The 17,814-nt window shown below is 36.3% G+C and carries 15 protein-coding genes; 7 read left to right on the top strand and 8 right to left on the bottom strand.

The genetic code is table 11. From position 1 onward, the window contains the following. Nucleotides 1-113: 113 nt before the first annotated feature. Complete coding sequence (locus B9T31_RS08090) at nucleotides 114-995, bottom strand: LysR family transcriptional regulator (RefSeq protein ID WP_086181445.1); 882 nt, start codon at nucleotides 993-995, stop codon at nucleotides 114-116. A gap of 463 nt (nucleotides 996-1,458) precedes the next feature. After that, on the bottom strand, nucleotides 1,459-2,937 hold the full coding sequence (gene phoA, locus B9T31_RS08085; protein ID WP_086181444.1) for an alkaline phosphatase: 1,479 nt from the start codon (nucleotides 2,935-2,937) through the stop codon (nucleotides 1,459-1,461). Nucleotides 2,938-3,279: 342 nt separating this feature from the next. Between phoA and B9T31_RS08080 the strand changes: the two genes are divergently transcribed. From B9T31_RS08080 to sohB, 6 genes are all read left to right on the top strand, one after another. Continuing rightward, nucleotides 3,280-4,629 carry an MFS transporter gene (locus tag B9T31_RS08080; RefSeq protein WP_086181443.1) on the top strand — a complete coding sequence of 450 codons (1,350 nt, stop codon included), beginning with the start codon at nucleotides 3,280-3,282 and terminating at the stop codon, nucleotides 4,627-4,629. A gap of 357 nt (nucleotides 4,630-4,986) precedes the next feature. Beyond that, nucleotides 4,987-6,012 carry a substrate-binding domain-containing protein gene (locus B9T31_RS08075; RefSeq protein WP_086181442.1) on the top strand — a complete coding sequence of 342 codons (1,026 nt, stop codon included), beginning with the start codon at nucleotides 4,987-4,989 and terminating at the stop codon, nucleotides 6,010-6,012. Nucleotides 6,013-6,113: 101 nt separating this feature from the next. Continuing rightward, nucleotides 6,114-7,493 carry a phosphate ABC transporter permease subunit PstC gene (gene pstC / locus B9T31_RS08070; protein WP_086181441.1) on the top strand — a complete coding sequence of 460 codons (1,380 nt, stop codon included), beginning with the start codon at nucleotides 6,114-6,116 and terminating at the stop codon, nucleotides 7,491-7,493. Continuing rightward, nucleotides 7,493-8,881: a phosphate ABC transporter permease PstA gene (gene pstA / locus B9T31_RS08065; protein WP_086181440.1), complete on the top strand. Its 1,389-nt coding sequence runs from the start codon at nucleotides 7,493-7,495 to the stop codon at nucleotides 8,879-8,881. The genes pstC and pstA overlap by 1 nt, the downstream gene beginning before the upstream one ends. Before the next feature lie 12 nt (nucleotides 8,882-8,893). Next, on the top strand, nucleotides 8,894-9,814 hold the full coding sequence (pstB, locus tag B9T31_RS08060) for a phosphate ABC transporter ATP-binding protein PstB (RefSeq protein WP_086181439.1): 921 nt from the start codon (nucleotides 8,894-8,896) through the stop codon (nucleotides 9,812-9,814). 259 nt (nucleotides 9,815-10,073) lie between these two features. After that, on the top strand, nucleotides 10,074-11,036 hold the full coding sequence (gene sohB / locus B9T31_RS08055) for a protease SohB (protein ID WP_086181438.1): 963 nt from the start codon (nucleotides 10,074-10,076) through the stop codon (nucleotides 11,034-11,036). A gap of 149 nt (nucleotides 11,037-11,185) precedes the next feature. Here the strand turns inward: sohB and purB are convergent, their stop codons facing one another. Genes purB through B9T31_RS08035 form a run of 4 tightly spaced genes read right to left on the bottom strand, consistent with a single transcriptional unit; the run spans nucleotide 11,186 to nucleotide 15,004 of the window. Further along, entirely contained in the window at nucleotides 11,186-12,574 is a 1,389-nt protein-coding gene (gene purB / locus B9T31_RS08050; RefSeq protein ID WP_086181437.1) for an adenylosuccinate lyase, read from the bottom strand. 55 nt (nucleotides 12,575-12,629) lie between these two features. Next, a complete protein-coding gene (gene hflD, locus B9T31_RS08045; protein WP_086181436.1) occupies nucleotides 12,630-13,367 on the bottom strand; it encodes a high frequency lysogenization protein HflD in 738 nt (245 codons plus the stop codon). Nucleotides 13,368-13,380: 13 nt separating this feature from the next. Further along, complete coding sequence (gene mnmA / locus B9T31_RS08040) at nucleotides 13,381-14,514, bottom strand: tRNA 2-thiouridine(34) synthase MnmA (protein ID WP_086181515.1); 1,134 nt, start codon at nucleotides 14,512-14,514, stop codon at nucleotides 13,381-13,383. Between the two features lie 4 nt (nucleotides 14,515-14,518). Continuing rightward, a complete protein-coding gene (locus B9T31_RS08035; RefSeq protein WP_086181435.1) occupies nucleotides 14,519-15,004 on the bottom strand; it encodes an NUDIX hydrolase in 486 nt (161 codons plus the stop codon). Between the two features lie 140 nt (nucleotides 15,005-15,144). Between B9T31_RS08035 and B9T31_RS08030 the strand changes: the two genes are divergently transcribed. Beyond that, entirely contained in the window at nucleotides 15,145-15,579 is a 435-nt protein-coding gene (locus B9T31_RS08030) for a GNAT family N-acetyltransferase (RefSeq protein WP_086181434.1), read from the top strand. Nucleotides 15,580-15,999: 420 nt separating this feature from the next. On the opposite strand, the gene B9T31_RS08025 is transcribed toward B9T31_RS08030, so the two are convergent. Together B9T31_RS08025 and dacC are read right to left on the bottom strand one after the other, a co-directional pair. Beyond that, a complete protein-coding gene (locus tag B9T31_RS08025) occupies nucleotides 16,000-16,539 on the bottom strand; it encodes a gamma carbonic anhydrase family protein (RefSeq protein ID WP_086181514.1) in 540 nt (179 codons plus the stop codon). Nucleotides 16,540-16,637: 98 nt separating this feature from the next. Next, nucleotides 16,638-17,786 carry a D-alanyl-D-alanine carboxypeptidase PBP5/6 gene (gene dacC / locus B9T31_RS08020; RefSeq protein WP_086181433.1) on the bottom strand — a complete coding sequence of 383 codons (1,149 nt, stop codon included), beginning with the start codon at nucleotides 17,784-17,786 and terminating at the stop codon, nucleotides 16,638-16,640. Nucleotides 17,787-17,814 lie beyond the last annotated feature (28 nt).

Genomic DNA, 17,814 nt, shown 5'->3' with positions numbered 1-17,814 from the left:
AGAGGATGTTAGTGCTTAGATAGATAATATTTCAATATTTAGAAATGATTTGAATAAAGAACGCTCATTTTGTATTAAATCAAAATGTTTAAGCATGTGCATCGGAAATAGGATTATGAATAATAGGACAAGATTACATTAATAAACTCAAATGAAATATTGGATAATTCAAAGTCTTTTTTATAAATTACACCTACTGGTAAAGACATATTGCTGTTGCTAATTTCGATCAAAGCATTTTTTTCAAGATCGATAAATTTTTGAAAATGACGTGGAATAGCACTTACTCCCATACCATAAGAAACAAAATGAGACAAAGAGCTAATCTGATGGCATTCAATTTTTAAATCTAAAATAATATTATGTTCTAAGCAATTTTGTTCAATAACGTGGCGAATAATAGATGGGTTTTGAAGTGTAATAAACGGAAATGTACATAATTCTTGCCATGTGACACTTTTGTGTTTTGCTAATATATGTTGACGAGGTACAAGTGCTAAAAAGTCTTCATTGAATAATGATTGAAAATGAAGTTGATCATTTTGTTTGGGTTCAAAGCAAATACCAATTTCAAAAATACCTTCTTGAACATTTTCTATAATTTTCTCATTCGTAATATCATGAATAGAAAAACTAATATTTGGATGTTTTTTCGAAAATTCATGAATAACTTCTGGAAGAATGGCATGGGTTGCAAAAGGCATTGATGCGATACTTAATGTTCCTCTATGAAGTTTAAAGCGCTGTTTAAGATCTTTTTCCATATCCTCCCAATTTGCTAAGAGTTTTTTGGCATAGGGGATTAAAGATAGTCCTTCTATCGTAATTTCAACTCGTCGGGTATTACGTCTAAAAAGTTTACCTCCCAATTCATCTTCTAGTGTTTTAATACTGAGGCTTAATGCAGATTGACTCAGGCAAAGCTCATTTGCAGCATTGGCATAATTTAATGTACGAGCTAAAACAAGAAAAGCTTTGAGTTGTTTGAGAGTCATGTTTAAACCATACTAAATAGAAAAATAAAAGGTTCGATCAAGTAATCAATGGAGTGAGTCTAATACTAAAAAATAAGATTAATTAAACTAAAATATTAAAAAAGAACATATTTATCTCATCATTATAACAAGCAGCAGACTGCTTTCATAAGCCATTTTTTATTCATTACAATTAGATATCTATAAACCTAGAGTTTTTCTTATTTTATAATGAAAAAGTGTTCATGTTTTATCGAGATGTACCTTTGACATTTTTTAATTATTTTTCATTTTTGACTTAGAACATTATACGGCTATTTCAGGATGAACGAGGATTATATATTTCAATCTTCCTTCAGATGAATATGTAAAAGTAGGTTAATTTCTAAGATCGTTTTGGAGATGGTGCATGTTAAAACCGAGCTAATGACTTAGCTCGGTGGATGAAGGATTTAAAAAATATTGTTTACACTAAGAACTGAACTTATTTAAGTCCCATTGCATCACGCATAATGAAGAATAGGTCAGTTTGGTCAAGTAAACCAGAAATGTTGGCTGCACGAGGGCCATATGCTGCAGTACGTACTTGGGCACCAGTATGTTCTTGGCTGCTACCTGTTGAAGTACCATAGTTAATAGTCATATCTGCATTGTCTTTAGTGCGTAATTTTACAGTACGGCCAGGGCTATTCGCATCATTTGGAATAATCTGGCTCGTATGTGCATGGTCACCTGTTACGATAATTAAAGTGTCAGGATTTTTCTTTGCAAATTCTAAAGCAACTTGAATTGCTTCATCGAAAGCAACAGTTTCACCAATTTGACCACAAGCATCTGAGGCATGGTTGCGTTTGTCAATTGAACCACTCTCAACTTGCAAGAAGAACCCTTTAGGATTTACTTTCAGTAAATCAATAGCTTTGCTTGTCATATCTTTCAATGCTGGAATTGTAGCATCACGTGCAGGGTTTGGATAACAGGTTGTTGCTGCTTCTTTATTGCCGTTAACTTTCGCAGCTGGACCAGCCCAAAGTACAGGTAAATTTCCAGTATGGAATAAACCAAGTACAGGACTATTCTGATTTGCAACCGTAACACCATTAAGCTCAGATGCTGTCGTAATGATATTGTAATTCATTGCTTTAGCTTGTTCTAAAAGCGTTTTTCCTTTGTAAGCTCCAGCAGTTGCTGTTTCTCTTTCGAAAGTTGCGCGGCCACCACCAAATGTGACATCGGCACGTGTTTGTAATAATTGTTCAGTAATTGAACCTAAGCCACCTAAATCTAGAGAGTAAGTTGGACATTTTGCTGCTGTTGCAACAGGACCATAACAGCTACGATATGAAATATGAGAAATTAAAGCAGCAGGTGTTGCATCTTGCAATTCGGTAGTTGTTACATTACCTGTTGCAAATCCTGCTTGCTTCGCAAGTTCAAGAATAGTTGCATGTCGTTTACCAAAGGCATCAATACCAAGGGCATTATTGTAAGTTTTTACTCCAGAGGCCCAAGCTGTTGCAGATGCAGCAGAATCAGTCACATAATCAACTGTTTTATTTTTTTCATCTAATGCGTAAGTGGTATATGCACCTGTAAAAGGGAATACATCTAAGCCTTTAAAGTAACCAGCAGCACCTTCAGCATAGTTACGTGCTGCGGTGATTTCTGACTCACTGGTTCCATCACCAATAAATAAAATAACATGCTTAACTTGTTTGTTACTTAAAGATGCTTTTAAGGCTTCAGTTCGATCTGCTTTTAAGCGAGCAGCTCCACCAAAAGTAGTGATATCACCTTTTGCACCTGGCTCAAGTAAGTCACCATTGGTACGATCAGGCGTGGTTGGATTTGTCGGGGTCGTTGGTGTTGTTGGGGTATTTGGTACTTTGATATTATCATCATCGTTACCACAAGCAATTAAAGTACTAATAAGCAGTGGCAATAAGAGTAATTTAGTTTTCATATAAAATTGGCGAAATATTTATGAATAGAACGATGAGCATATGAGGGAATTGTTTCATTTAAGTTAATGTTTTATTTATGTTTAGTGAATTTTAATCACGATAAAAAATGATTCATATATGTATCTTGGTTTATTTCATTCGTCATTTTTTCATAAAGTGCTTAATTTAATATTTTATAGAGACTACATTTATTGATTATTCAATTCTCACAGATATCTTATAAATCATATTTTTAGACTGTTGTTTAAGTATGAAAATATACTCAATGGGTCTTTGACTGTTCAGAATTAAACACCTAGAGTCGATCATGATATGTCATCAAAAAATTGTTGAGTGAAAATATGGATATAACGACTCAAGAGCATTCTTTGGTTCAAAGGGTTTTGAATCAAAGAATATCAAGATATCAATGGATGGTCATTCTACTCTGTTTTTTAATTGCATTATTCGATGGATTTGATACCCAAGCAGTTGCTTTTACTGCGCCAGCTTTATTGGTACATTTTAATTTAGAAGCAGGCTCATTAGCACCAATTTTGACTGCTGGAATCATTGGGATGACAGTAGGTGCAATGCTGCTAGGAATATTAGGAGATAAATTAGGGCGCAGAAAAACATTATTGTTTTGTGTGGCTATTTTCTCAATTTCGACTTTACTTACAGCCTTTGTGAGTCATATTGATCAAATATTTATTTTAAGAATTATTGCTGGTTTAGGTATGGGAGGTGCAACTCCAGTTTTGCTTGCACTTGCTGCTGAATATTCTCCACAAAAAAATAAGGGAACAGTCACGACCTGTGTTTTATTGGCTTTACCCGCAGGTGCGATGATTGGTGGTTTACTCGCAGCTAAGATTTTACCGATCATGGGTTGGCAAGGAATTTATATCATAGGTGGTGTTTTACCTTTATTTCTCTGGATTGTGTTGTACTTTTTACTCCCAGAATCTTTAGAATATTTAGCTCAATTGAAAACAGAAGCTGCGCAGCAAAAAATTCAGCGTATTTTACAAAAAATTTCACCACAGCAGCAAATTATTGCAGAACAAGATTTTACGATGGTCACGAGTAAAGTCATTGAAAAAGCAAAGCTATCGATGTTATTTCAAAATGGTTTAGCGCGGACAACCGTAGGGGTATGGGGGGTTTACTTTTGTAATTGGATTGCATGGTTCATGCTTTTATCATGGCTACCTACGATTTTAAAACAAGCTGGGTTATCTCCAGATCAGGCTCCTTATGCATCGGTTACTGTGAATGCTGCATTTATTTTATTTGCCTTGCCTTTAGCATATTTTTTACCCAAATTAAATACGGCTAAAATTATTACCTTTATGCTTATTACTGGGCTATTTATTGCTATAGGTTTAGGGATTTTAATTGAAACGCAACAATGGAGTTATATTTTTATATTAATTGCATTGGCTGGTTTTGGAATTGGCGGTCAGCAACTGGCATTAAATTATCTGGTGATTGCGGCCTATCCAACTCAAGTAAGAGCAACTGCAACTGGTTGGGCAATAGGAATGGGAAGAACAGGGGCTATTATTGGTTCTGCAATTGGTGGAATTATTTTAAGTCACTTCGGAATCTCAGGTTATTTCTATGCATTAGGTGTACCGCTGATTGCTGCTTTAATTTGTGTATTTTTAATTAAATCTCAAAAAAATCATGTAGTGCATTCCAGATAAAATGAGAGAATATTAATCAATAAAAGAGGTTATTTTGACCTCTTTTATTTTGTATATTATATGAATAATTTATTAAAGACATTTTGATAAGATCTGCTGAGTGAGATAGGAAGATACTTTTTTATTTTATAATTTATTGAAAATAATCAATAAAATTAAATAAAGTGTTTTTCAAAAATTATATCATGGCTTGAAAATAATGTCTTTTAAGTGAAATCTAAAAAATCAAATATCATTAAAGCGTAATATTATTGTAACCTGATTGTCATATTCTAAACTCAAAATGAAGGCATCCAAGGTATAGCTCCAAATTAAGTGACTATATTTAAATAAATGCTTTATAAAAGAGAGAAAAGAATGCGTCTAAATTATATCGCAATGGCTTTAGCAATTTCTGGAGCAACTGCTGTTACAGCGGCAAATGCAGCTCGTGATACGATTCAAATTGCTGGATCTTCAACTGTTTTACCTTATGCAAGTATTGTTGCAGAAGAATTTGGAAATACATTTCCACAATTTAAAACGCCAGTAGTTGGTTCAGGTGGTTCTTCAGGCGGTTTAAAGCAATTTTGTACAGGTGTTGGCGATAACACGATTGATATTGCAAACTCATCTCGTAAAATTAAAGATACTGAGCTTGCTGCATGTCAAAAAGCAGGTGTGAACCAAGTTTTAGAAGTTAAAATTGGTTATGACGGTATCGTATTTGCTTCAAATGCAAAAAAAGCGGCATATAAATTACGCCCACAACATGTATTTGCTGCTTTAGCTGCTGAATTACCATCAAATGGTAAAATGGTTCCTAACCCATATACACATTGGAATCAAATTGATCCGTCACTTCCAAATGAACCAATTACTTTAGTAATTCCAGCATCAAACCACGGTACGCGTGAAGTGTTCCAAGAGAAAATGGTTGATGCAGGATGTGAAACTTATGATGCAATTAAAGCATTAGACAAAGATGCTCAAAAGAAAGCATGTTCTACATTCCGTAAAGATGGTCGTGTGATTGAAATCTCTGGTGATTACACAGAAACATTAGCACGTTTGAAAACATCTCCAAGTGCTGTTGGTGTTTTTGGTTTAGGTTTCTATGATCAAAACAAAGATAAATTACGTGTTGCAACCGTAAATAACGTAGCACCATCTGAACAAACGATTTTAAATGGATCATATCCAGTATCTCGCCCATTATTCTTCTATGTGAAAGGCGAGCATTTAAAAGCAATTAAAGGTTTACCAGAATATACAGAATTTTTCTTAAGCAAAAAAGTATCTGGTAAAGGTTCAAAATTAGATAAAGCAGGCTTAATCTCTTTATCTGACAAAGAACGTGCACAAGTATTAGCGAACTTTAAAGCTGGTAAAGCTGTGAAGTAAGAGATCCGAACTCGCCAATGATTGAATTTTTTTCATCATTGGCGATTTTGTCTTAACAGCGTTTTTTAGCAAGATCATTGTTAAAAAACAGTGGAGAATGCATGAATCTGCTACTTATAGGTATTTTACTGGCAATTATTGCCATAGCCTATCAAATTGGTTTAACGACAAGCCGTAAAATAGCAGGTAAGGGAAATAATTCTGCGATGTTACATTCACGCCCTGGTTATTACGGTGCGTTAGTGGCTTTGTGGTGTGGTATTCCTGCTTTTTTAATATTAGTCGTCTGGAACTTAATAGAGCCTGTTATTTTAGAACAGGTCATATTCAATCATGTACCAGATGCGATTTTGGCGACATTAGATCAAGCCAGTAAAGGCGTATTAGTGGGGCGAGTTGAAGCAATTGCTTCAGGTTTTGGTGTAAGTGATACACCTGCTGCTTATGAAATTGCAGCTGCACATCAACTTGCAACTTTTACCATGATTGGCTCTTTTGCAAAACTAGCAGTGGTGATTTGTGCAGCCTTGCTAGGATTAGTTTGGGCAAAAAAACGTATAGAAAAACAATATCGTGCTCGAAATCAAGTTGAAAAAGTCATTAATATTGCTTTAGCGCTTTGTTCTGGGGTTGCAATTTTGACCACTATTGGCATTGTGATGTCAATGTTTAGCGAAGCACTTCGGTTTTTCAGTTTTGTTAGTCCACTCGATTTCTTCTTTGGCACCGAATGGAATCCTGGTTTTAGTACATCAGGAAATGCTGAAGGAAGTTATGGTTTACTCCCATTACTTTGGGGCACATTAATGGTCAGTGGCGTAGCACTTTTAGTTGCTGTTCCTGTGGGCTTAATGATTGCCATATATTTAGCGGAATATGCATCTCCAAGGTTTCGTTCTTGGGCAAAACCAGCCATTGAAGTTTTAGCAGGAATTCCCACCATCGTTTATGGTGTTTTTGCATTAATGATCATTGGTCCATTTCTAAAAGCTTTTGGTGCAAGTATTGGCATTGATATTAATGCGACAAGTGCATTGACCGCAGGTTTGGTTATGGGAATCATGATTATTCCTTTTGTCTCATCATTATCAGATGACATTATTACTCAAGTTCCACGTGCATTACGTGATGGTTCATTAGGGCTAGGCGCAACCAAGTCTGAAACAATCCGTCAAGTGGTATTACCTGCAGCATTGCCTGGTATTATTGGGGCATTTTTACTTGCAGCCTCTCGTGCCATTGGTGAAACGATGATTGTGGTTTTAGCAGCAGGAAATAGCCCATTACTTCACGTAAATCCATTAGAAGCAGTTTCGACTGTAACAATCACGATTGTCAATCAATTAACAGGTGATACGGATTTTGCAAGTCCACAAGCTTTGGTGGCATTTGCATTGGGGTTGACCTTATTTGTGATTACATTAGGTCTCAACATTGTGGCACTTTATATTGTGCGTAAATACCGTGAGCAATATGACTAATGACGACGACGAATACAAATTCCTTGGGTCACATTGATCCACAAAATGCAATAGAACTCAGAAATGAGCGGAAACGCAGAATAGAAAGTTCGCTTGCAAAACGCCATAGAAAAGAAAAAACCTTTAAAGTATTTGGGTTTTCAGCAGTCATCACAGGTTTGTTATGTGTAGCTTTGTTATTCGGTAGCATTTTAGCCAAAGGTTTACCTGCATTTTGGCAATATAGTTTTACGGTTCCAGTGTATTTTGATCCAAGTGTTATTCAGGTTGGTGCAAAACCAACACCGATTGCAAACGAGTCCCCAGCTAAATTCGAAGAGCGTATGATTGCATGGCAAACTGAAATGGGAATGGTCGATTGGGATATGCTTTTGAGCAAAGCCATTGTTGCCAAAGATCCGAAGGTTGCGGCTCAAGAAGATGAGTTATCATCACTTTATACGAGCTCTGAAACATATAAACTACGTGATATGGTGATGGCAGATCCATCGCTCATCGGGCAGAAAAAAGATCTTAATGTTTTGGTTGATGCCAATGTAGATGTTTGGTTGTCTGGTAATATTGATCGCTCTTTACCCGACGAACAACAACAATTAAGTCCTGAAATACGCCAACTGGCAGATGAGCTTAAAGCGCAAGGCATTATAGAAAAGACATTTAATACAAATATTTTCTTTAATCCAGATTCACGTAGTTCTCCTGCAACTTCAGGCTTAGCTGGTGCTTTCATGGGCTCAGTATTCATGATGCTCATTGTGATTCTGATTTCAATCCCAATTGGTGTTGCATCTGCGATTTATTTAGAAGAATTTGCGCCTAAAAATATTATTACAGATATTGTTGAAGTCAATATTAATAACCTTGCAGCTGTACCATCTATTGTTTTTGGTTTACTGGGTGCAGCAATCTTTATTGGTTGGATGCATATGCCATTATCGGCACCTCTAGTTGGTGGTTTGGTATTGAGTTTAATGACATTGCCGACGGTGATTATTACGACACGTGCATCACTTAAGGCTGTACCACCTTCTATACGCCAAGCTGCTTTAGGTTTAGGTGCATCTCGATTACAAACAGTATTTCATCATGTTTTACCATTAGCATTACCAGGTATTTTGACAGGTGCGATTATTGGTGTGGCGCAAGCACTTGGTGAAACTGCACCATTACTCTTAATTGGAATGAGTGCCTTTGTTGCGAGTGTACCAGCAACACCTTTGGATCAGTCTACTGCATTGCCTGTACAAATTTTCCTTTGGCAAGGAAACGAATTACGTAATTTCTTTGAAGGCCGTACAGCAGCAGCTATTATTGTCTTACTTGCGTTAATGATTGGCTTAAATAGTTTGGCCATTTGGTTACGTAAAAAATTTGAAGTTCGTTGGTAAAGGGGACAATATATGAATATTGAAACTGCATCAGAAACAGATTCCTTAGAAAAGGATAAGTCCGTGAATTCAGAACAAACGCAATTTATTTCTCCAAACTTGGATAAATCAACATCAACCTCTTTTGTTTCGCAATTTGATACGCAAGCATCGTCTAAAAAAGAAAAACAAACGACCAATATTAAAATAAGTACTTCAGATGTGCATGTATATTATGGTGCATCGGAAGCAATTAAAGGTATTGATCTTAATATTTATGAAAATGAAGTCATTGCCTTTATTGGTCCTTCGGGATGTGGTAAATCGACATTCTTACGGACTTTAAACCGCATGAATGATACGATTGATTCTTGTCGTGTAACAGGTCAAGTATTGTTAGATCAACAAGATATTTATGATCCTAATCTTGACGTTGTATTGTTACGTGCACAAGTAGGAATGGTATTTCAAAAACCGAACCCTTTTCCTAAGTCTATCTTTGATAATGTTGCATATGGACCAAAATTGCATGGTTTAGCACGTGATAAATATGACTTAGAAGAAGTTGTTGAAAGTAGCTTGCGCAAAGCTGGATTATGGGAAGAAGTTAAAGATCGTTTAAATCAACCAGGCACAGGTCTTTCTGGTGGACAGCAACAACGTTTATGTATTGCTAGAACGATTGCAGTAAGCCCTGAAGTGATTTTAATGGATGAGCCATGTTCAGCACTGGATCCTATTGCGACAGCAAAAGTTGAAGAATTAATTTCAGAACTTTCTACGCAATATACCATTGCAATTGTAACGCACTCCATGCAACAAGCTGCGCGTGTTTCTGATCGTACTGCATACTTCCATTTGGGCGATTTAATTGAAGTGAATGCGACTGAAAAAGTATTTACTCAACCAGATCACCAACTGACAGAAGCATATATTACTGGACGCTTTGGTTAAGTTATTTTCTAAGAAAAAGAGTCTTATGGCTCTTTTTTTTGCTTCGTGTTTGATCTTCTAACCATTTTAAAAATCAAGATTTAATTAAAGTTTATGTGAATAGTAGTTATCCTTCGGATTTAAATAGGTGAGTGGTGGTCTGGTTGGTATGGTGCATGTTTTGTAGATTATTGTTTAAATTATAAATGTACCATTGAAAAAACATTGAATAGACCTAATGATATCAAAATAAGCAGAATCATCTGAGAATTTAAATTTTATGCTATTTCATACTTCTAAATTGCCCGCAGAAATTCGTGTTCATCATTTGAATGCACGAATTAACGAACAACGTAAAAAAATAGCACAATCTACAGCAAGCAAATTTGAGCTTTTACAATTAACTCAACAATTAGCGAAAGAAGCACGGTTACGTAAGAAATTAAATCAAAAAATATATGTGCTTGACTTTAAAGGGGATACAGCAGCATCTGCTGTAGAAAACTTAAGGGAAGAAATTACACTTGTACTGGCAACAGCAAAAGCAGGTCGAGATAAAATTATTGTCCGTCTAGAAAGCCCTGGTGGAATGGTTCATAGTTATGGTTTAGCTGCTGCACAATTGGTACGTTTACGTGATGCTGGATTTTATTTAAGTATTTGTGTCGATAAGGTTGCTGCCAGTGGTGGTTATATGATGGCATGTATCGGTTCTGAAATTTTGTCAGCGCCTTTTGCAATTTTAGGTTCGATTGGAGTAGTTGCACAGCTTCCTAATTTTAATCGTCTGTTAAAAGAAAATAAGATTGATTTTGAACTTTATACCGCAGGTCAATATAAACGTACTGTGACCATGTTTGGTGAAAATACACCAGAAGGTAAAGAAAAATTTGAAGAAGAGCTTCAGCAAACGCATCTTTTATTTAAAAATTTTGTAGAGAAATATCGTCCACAATTAAATGTAGAACAAGTGGCTACAGGTGAGCACTGGTATGGAAAAGATGCCAAAGAGTTAAATTTAGTGGATCGCCTACAAACATCTGATGAGCTGTTATTAAGTTTAATTCCAAAGCATGATGTGTATATGATAGAAACACGTAAAAAGCCAACATTGGGTGAGAAGTTAGGATTACAAGCAGTGCAAATTGCTGATCATATTATTCCTGTGGTCGTGGATAAGTTGGTTGAGCGTTTATCTAAAACAAGTTTAAGTCTGATTCAACTGCGTGATCCGAAGTTATAAGCGGTATACATTGAGAATCGATGACATAATGAAGATAGAAATTAAATTAATGCGTATTTAATGCTTGATATACATCTTTTAGTGTTAAAAAATTATTATATTTAAATAAAAAACGAAGCCGAAGCTTCGTTTTTTATTACATTTCAAAATTAGATTTTAGAAATTAATTCTTGAATTTGTTGTGCTTGAACGGATGCATTACCTGTGTACGTTGCAGGAGTCATTTCAGCTAAGCGAGCACGATCACTTGCAGGAACGGCTTCTAACTCATTGCCATTGACAAAATCAACCATCATTTCACGTGTCATTGCTTGACCACGTGTTAATGCTTTTAACTTTTCATATGGTTTTTCAACGTTATAGCGACGCATCACTGTTTGAATTGGTTCAGCAAGTACTTCTTGCGCTTGATCTAAATCTTCCAAAATACGTTGTGCATTTAACTCAAGTTTACCAATACCTTTAGAACATGCTTCAAATGCAATTAAGCTCTGTGCAAAACCAACGCCCATATTACGAAGTACCGTAGAATCAGTTAAATCACGTTGCCAACGAGAAATTGGAAGTTTTTCACCAAGATGCGCAAGAACTGCATTTGCAATCCCTAAATTACCTTCTGAGTTTTCAAAGTCAATTGGGTTAACTTTATGTGGCATGGTTGATGAACCAACTTCACCTTCTTTTAAACGTTGTTTGAAGAAGCCTAAAGAAATATAACCCCAAACGTCACGGTTAAAGTCAATTAAAATTGTATTAAAACGACGTAAGGCATCAAAGAGTTCCGCCATATAGTCATGTGGCTCAATTTGAGTGGTATAAGGGTTAAATGTTAAACCTAAAGATTCAACAAATGCTTGTGAATGAGCAGGCCAATTAATTTCTGGATAAGCTGAATAGTGAGCATTGTAGTTACCTACAGCACCATTAATTTTTCCCAATAATTCGACTTGTTTGAACTGCTTAATTTGACGAGCTAAACGGTAAGCAACATTGGCCATTTCTTTCCCCAACGTTGTTGGGCTTGCAGTTTGACCATGTGTACGAGATAACATTGGTTGTTCTGCATGTTGTTCTGAAAGTGCAACAATTGAATCAATGATTTGCTGCATTGCAGTCACAAGAACATCACGACCATTCTTTAACATTAAAGCATGAGATAAGTTATTGATATCTTCAGATGTACAAGCAAAGTGAATAAACTCTCCTGCATTTTTGAGTTCATCAATATGGGCAATTTGTTCTTTTAGAAAATATTCAACGGCTTTGACATCATGATTCGTTGTGCGTTCAATCTCTTTAATACGATTGGCATACTCTTCTGAGAACTGTTCAACAATCGCATCTAGTGCAGCATTTGTTGCAGCAGAAAAAGCAGGAACTTCAGTAATTTCAGGGTGATTTGCAAGCGCTTGCAACCAACGCACTTCAACGGTTACGCGAGCATGGATTAACCCGAACTCTGAAAGGAAAGGGCGTAAAGCGTCACATTTGCTAGCGTAACGTCCATCTAATGGAGAAAGTGCGGTTAAAGCGTTCATATTGATTCCCTAAACTTTGGAATTAAACGTAAAATAATAAAGATGCTCATCAATTTCAAGGTTCAACCAATTGATATTGTAAACGAGCTAGATTTTGAATATCTTGAAGCAATTTTCGTTTGCTAAATATAAGTCCCCATGAACTGCCACCTAGCTGTCGCCATAAATGCGCAAGTTGTAAGCCAGTAAAGAGAGCAGCACGAATTCTATTGGTATGAGCGGGATCTTTGAAAGCTTCAGCATTTCCTTTGACCATAATACGAGGATTAATCTGCCCAGCGGTATCTACATAGGTTTGCGCTAAATTAGCAATAATACTGGGGTGTAAATAATTATTGTCGAAAAATGAAAGTTGTCGTAGTATTTTTTGTTGAGATTGTTCAATAATTTCTACAAATTTAGGATTGCTATATACCTTCTTTTCAAGCTGTAACAGTGCCATTGCATAGGACATTGGAAGCTTTGTATTATTAAATTTGGGTAGCCTTGATTTAGGTGTATTGGTAAAGGGTTGAGTAATGCAACCTTCTAAGGTTTTTAATCCTAATGAAATATCCGTGACTTGATTAAAAAAATCGAGAGTTTGACTGTTTTTATTCATACTGGGTCGAATATTTAAACAGGCTTTAATGAGTTGTTCAAAATAAAAGTTACCGCTCTCTCCAATACTCTGCCGACCTGTTAATGCGGTCATATGTGTAAGCTGCGTCGCTTGAAATACACCGGCTAAAGCGAGTGCTTTATTTTGACGATCATTGAGTACTTGAGATTGTTGAAACGGTAACTCTGTCATTCCGAATTTATCCTTAAATAAAATCAGGTTTAGGGGCATTTGTATGATGAATTACACCGCCACCTAAACAAACTTCACCATTATAAAAAACAACGCTTTGCCCTGGCGTGACAGCGCGCTGTGGTTCATCAAATTCGACACGTACACCACCTGGTGCATCTATATCGTTAAATAACGTACAAGGTTGATCTGATTGGCGGTAACGTGTTTTTGCAGTACATCGGAAACCAGAATCAGGAATTTCTTGTTCACCCGCAACCCAATCAATCGCATCACTCCAAAGAATGGTACTTTGCATAAGCAGGTGTTCATGTCCTTGACCTACAACAAGACGGTTACCTTCAATATCTTTGTATAAAACGAACCAAGCACCTTCTTCAGCACCTTTCATACCACCAATACCAATACCGCCACGTTGCCCGAGCGTATAGTACATTAAGCCGTGATGATCACCAATCTCTTTTCCATCTTCTAGAACAATTTTTCCTGGTTGTGCAGGTAAGTATTGTTTTAGAAAATCATTAAAGCGACGTTCGCCAATAAAGCAAATACCTGTAGAATCTTTTTTCTTTGCAGTAATTAAATCTAATTCTTCAGCTATTTTTCTTACTTGTGGTTTTTCAATTTCACCGACTGGGAATAGGGTTTTGTCAATTTCACGACCATGTACTGCATGTAGAAAATAAGTTTGGTCTTTATTTTGATCTAAACCACGGAGTAAAGGTGCATATTGCTCACCTTTGGAATTTGTCATGCTTGCACCACGACGGCAATAATGACCTGTCGCAATAAAGTCTGCGCCTAAATGAATGGCATGATCTAAAAATGCACGAAACTTGATTTCTTTATTACATAAAATATCTGGGTTGGGTGTTCGTCCAGCTTTATATTCGGCAAGAAAATGTTCGAATACACGATCCCAATATTCCATAGCAAAATTTGCGGTATGTAACTTAATGCCAATTTTATCGCAAACGGCCTGTGCATCGGCAAGATCTTCCATTGCTGTACAGTATTCTGTACCGTCATCCTCTTCCCAGTTTTTCATGAAAAGTCCTTCAACTTGATAACCTTGTTGAAGAAGCAATGCTGCAGAAACTGAAGAATCTACACCACCAGACATACCGACGATGACACGTTGTTGCATAGGATTAGGCATCCAATTGGGTAAAGAAAGGAGAATTTTGATGCTCATAGATGAGCGATAGTGGAAAATGTTGACCTGACAAAGCATCTTCCACGGCTTTACTTACGAGTGGACTTCGGGCACGAGCAGACTCTTGTAGCTCATCAAGCGTCATCCAAACAGCACCGACAATATCTGTATCTAACTGTGCATTTTTATGATGTAAGATCTCTTTTGCAAGGAAGCAAAAACGATAATACGTCCGATCTGGAAACATGGGCGGTGTATATGTGTAAATACCAAGAAAGGATTGAATTTCAACTTCATAACCTGTTTCTTCAAAGGTTTCACGAATTGCTGCTTGAATCAGGGTCTCGCCACATTCAACATGTCCAGCAGGTTGATTGAACACAGTATGTGTGACACCATCGGTGTATTCTTCAACAAACAGAAATTTTCCATTGTTTTCAACCACAGTTGCAACTGTGACATGAGCAGTCCAAGCGGTCATAAAGTAGCACCATAGGAAGGGAGACACTATTCTACAAAATTTAATGGGTGGTGGCTATGGGTAAAATTTTCTTTGCTGATTGTTTAATAATCACGAACGTTGAACGAATAGTCTTCGAATAGAAAAAATTAGAGAATGTAATGAATATTTTGAGATTAGCGACGGTTGACGATATTGATATAATTTTTGATATCCGAACCAGTGTAAAAGAAAATCATCTTTCAAATGAGCAATTAACTGAAATGGGGATTACACCAACTGCAGTTTTAGAATTAATAAAGGGGAATGCTTGTACGTGGGTGATTGAAAATGAAAATATTGTAGTCGGATTTTCAATTGTAGATTTTGATACAGGTTCTGTATTTGCTACTTTTGTTCATCCTGATCATGAAGGTCATGGTATTGGTAAAAAGTTAATGGCAAAAGCAGAAGCACTTCTGTTTGAAAAATTTAATTTAATTTGGTTGGAAACAGATCAGCAAAGTAGAGCATATCAATTTTATAAAAGTTTGGGTTGGAGGGATGATGCGCTTTATACAAACGGTGATGTAAAAATGGTTAAAGAAAAACTTTAGAGATGATATTGGAAATTAAGTGTTCTTATATTGGTGTCAGAATGTAGTTTAGTGAATATCTTGGTTCAATATTTTTCTGATGATTTATTAAAAAAACTTTATAAATTATCCTTTTATATTTAATAGGATTAAGAAAAATATACTATTTATTATAAAATCAAGATAAATTTGGTGTAAAAATGATACGAGTTTGTACGCATATGCTTACAAGAATAGATGGCGATTGCCTCTGTTGTCTAATGTTGAAAATTCATATGATGATTACATCAGGAACAGGATGTTCCAGAATGTAAAAAGGAGTTTATGTTCTACCGCAAGGATTGTGTGGTACAACAGGATGTTGTATCAAGAACAGGATACGAAAACCCTCGACAGGATGTTGAGGGTTTTTATTTTTAGATATTATATTTTAAAAATAAGTTAATTTTGTAATAAATAATGATGCGCTACTTTCACATAATGTCTTGCTGAGTAAATTAAAAACTCTTTTTCTTTTTGCGTTAAGGCACGTACTTTTTGTACAGGACTACCGACATATAAATAACCGCTTTCTAAAATTTTACGTGGCGGAACCAGAGAACCTGCACCAATCATGACCTCATCTTCAACAATTACATCATCTAAAATAATACTACCAATTCCCACCAAAACACGATTACCCACTTGACAGCCATGTAATTTGACATGATGTCCAATGGTGACATCTTCACCGATGAGAAGCGGGGAACCATTTGGTTTGTCAGTATTTTTGTGGCTTACATGTAGCATCGCATGATCTTGTACATTGCTATTTTTACCAATATGAATATGATTGACATCACCGCGAATGACAGCAAAAGGCCAAACAGAAACATTTTCAGCTAAGCTAACTTCTCCAATGACAATAGATGCATCATCAACATAGCACGTTGTATCAATTTGAGGGTATTGATCTAAATAAGGGCGAATATTTTTTTTCATATGAATAAAATAACGTTTAAAAGTTTTGAGACAGTATAATGTAAAAAACACCTATATTGATTATAGATGCTTTTTAATGTACTCAACCTAATAAAGATTTAGAATAAGTTTGCAAAGAATTGTTTAATATGGTCAATCATGCGGGCAAAAAAGCCAGCTTCTTCGATTGCTTCTAAAGCAACTAAAGGTTTTTCTGCAATCACTTTTCCATCTAAAGTCGCGACATATTTACCAACAACTTGTCCTTTTTTTAGCGGTGCAGTGAGTTTGGGCTGTACGACAAGCTGAGTTTTAATATCATTTGCTTTACCTTTAGGCATGGTGACACTAAAGTTTTCAGCCAAACCAATTTTGACTGTATTCTCTTTACCGTACCAAACTTTTGATGTTGCTAATACTTGGTTGGCACGTTGTACGCTTTTTGTTTCAAAGTTCGCAAAACCCCATGCCAGCAATTCACGCGTTTGAGCTGCGCGTTGGTTCATATTAGGTGCACCAAAAATTACAGAGATTAAGCGCATTGGGCCGCGTTTAGCAGAAGTGGTTAAACAATAACCAGCTTCATTGGTGTGACCTGTTTTTAAACCATCAACACTTGGGTCTGTATAGAGAAGGGCATTACGGTTGCCTTGTTTAATACCATTAAACGTAAACTCTTTCTCAGAGTAAATAGGATAGTACTTTGAGCTATCATGAATGATATGTTCAGCTAAAATAGCCATATCTTTGGCAGTAGAATAATGACCTTCTGCCGGCATACCTGTTGCATTGATAAATTGAGTATTTGTCATCCCAATTCGCTTTGCTTCTTCATTCATGATGTGTACGAAAGTACCTTCATTGCCAGCAATATGCTCTGCCATGGCTATAGAGGCATCATTACCAGACTGAACAATGATTCCACGTAACATTTCAAGAACAGTGGCTGTACCATTCAGGGGAACATACATACATGATTCTGCGCTGGAGCCACGACACCATGCAGACTCATTCATACGAACTTGTTCACCTTCGGTCAGTTCGCCTTTCAATAGTTTTTGCTCGATGATGAAGCTCGTCATCATTTTTGTCATTGAGGCAGGTGCTAGTTTTTCATTTTCATTTTTAGCTGCAAGTATTTGCCCTGTTTCATAATCCATCAAAACATAAGCTTTATTATTGAGTTCTGGTGGAGAAGATAAAACAGTTGCTGCATAGGTGAAGCTTGGTGCGAGTAATAATGCAGCTAGGGCGCTTTTTGGGGTCATTATAGGGGATTCCAGTGGTTTTATAAGC

It is taken from the genome of Acinetobacter sp. ANC 4558, assembly GCF_002135375.1.
GTDB lineage: Bacteria > Pseudomonadota > Gammaproteobacteria > Pseudomonadales > Moraxellaceae > Acinetobacter.
The sequence above is the reverse complement of the archived record's forward strand: the minus strand, read 5'-3'. Positions and strand labels throughout refer to the sequence as shown.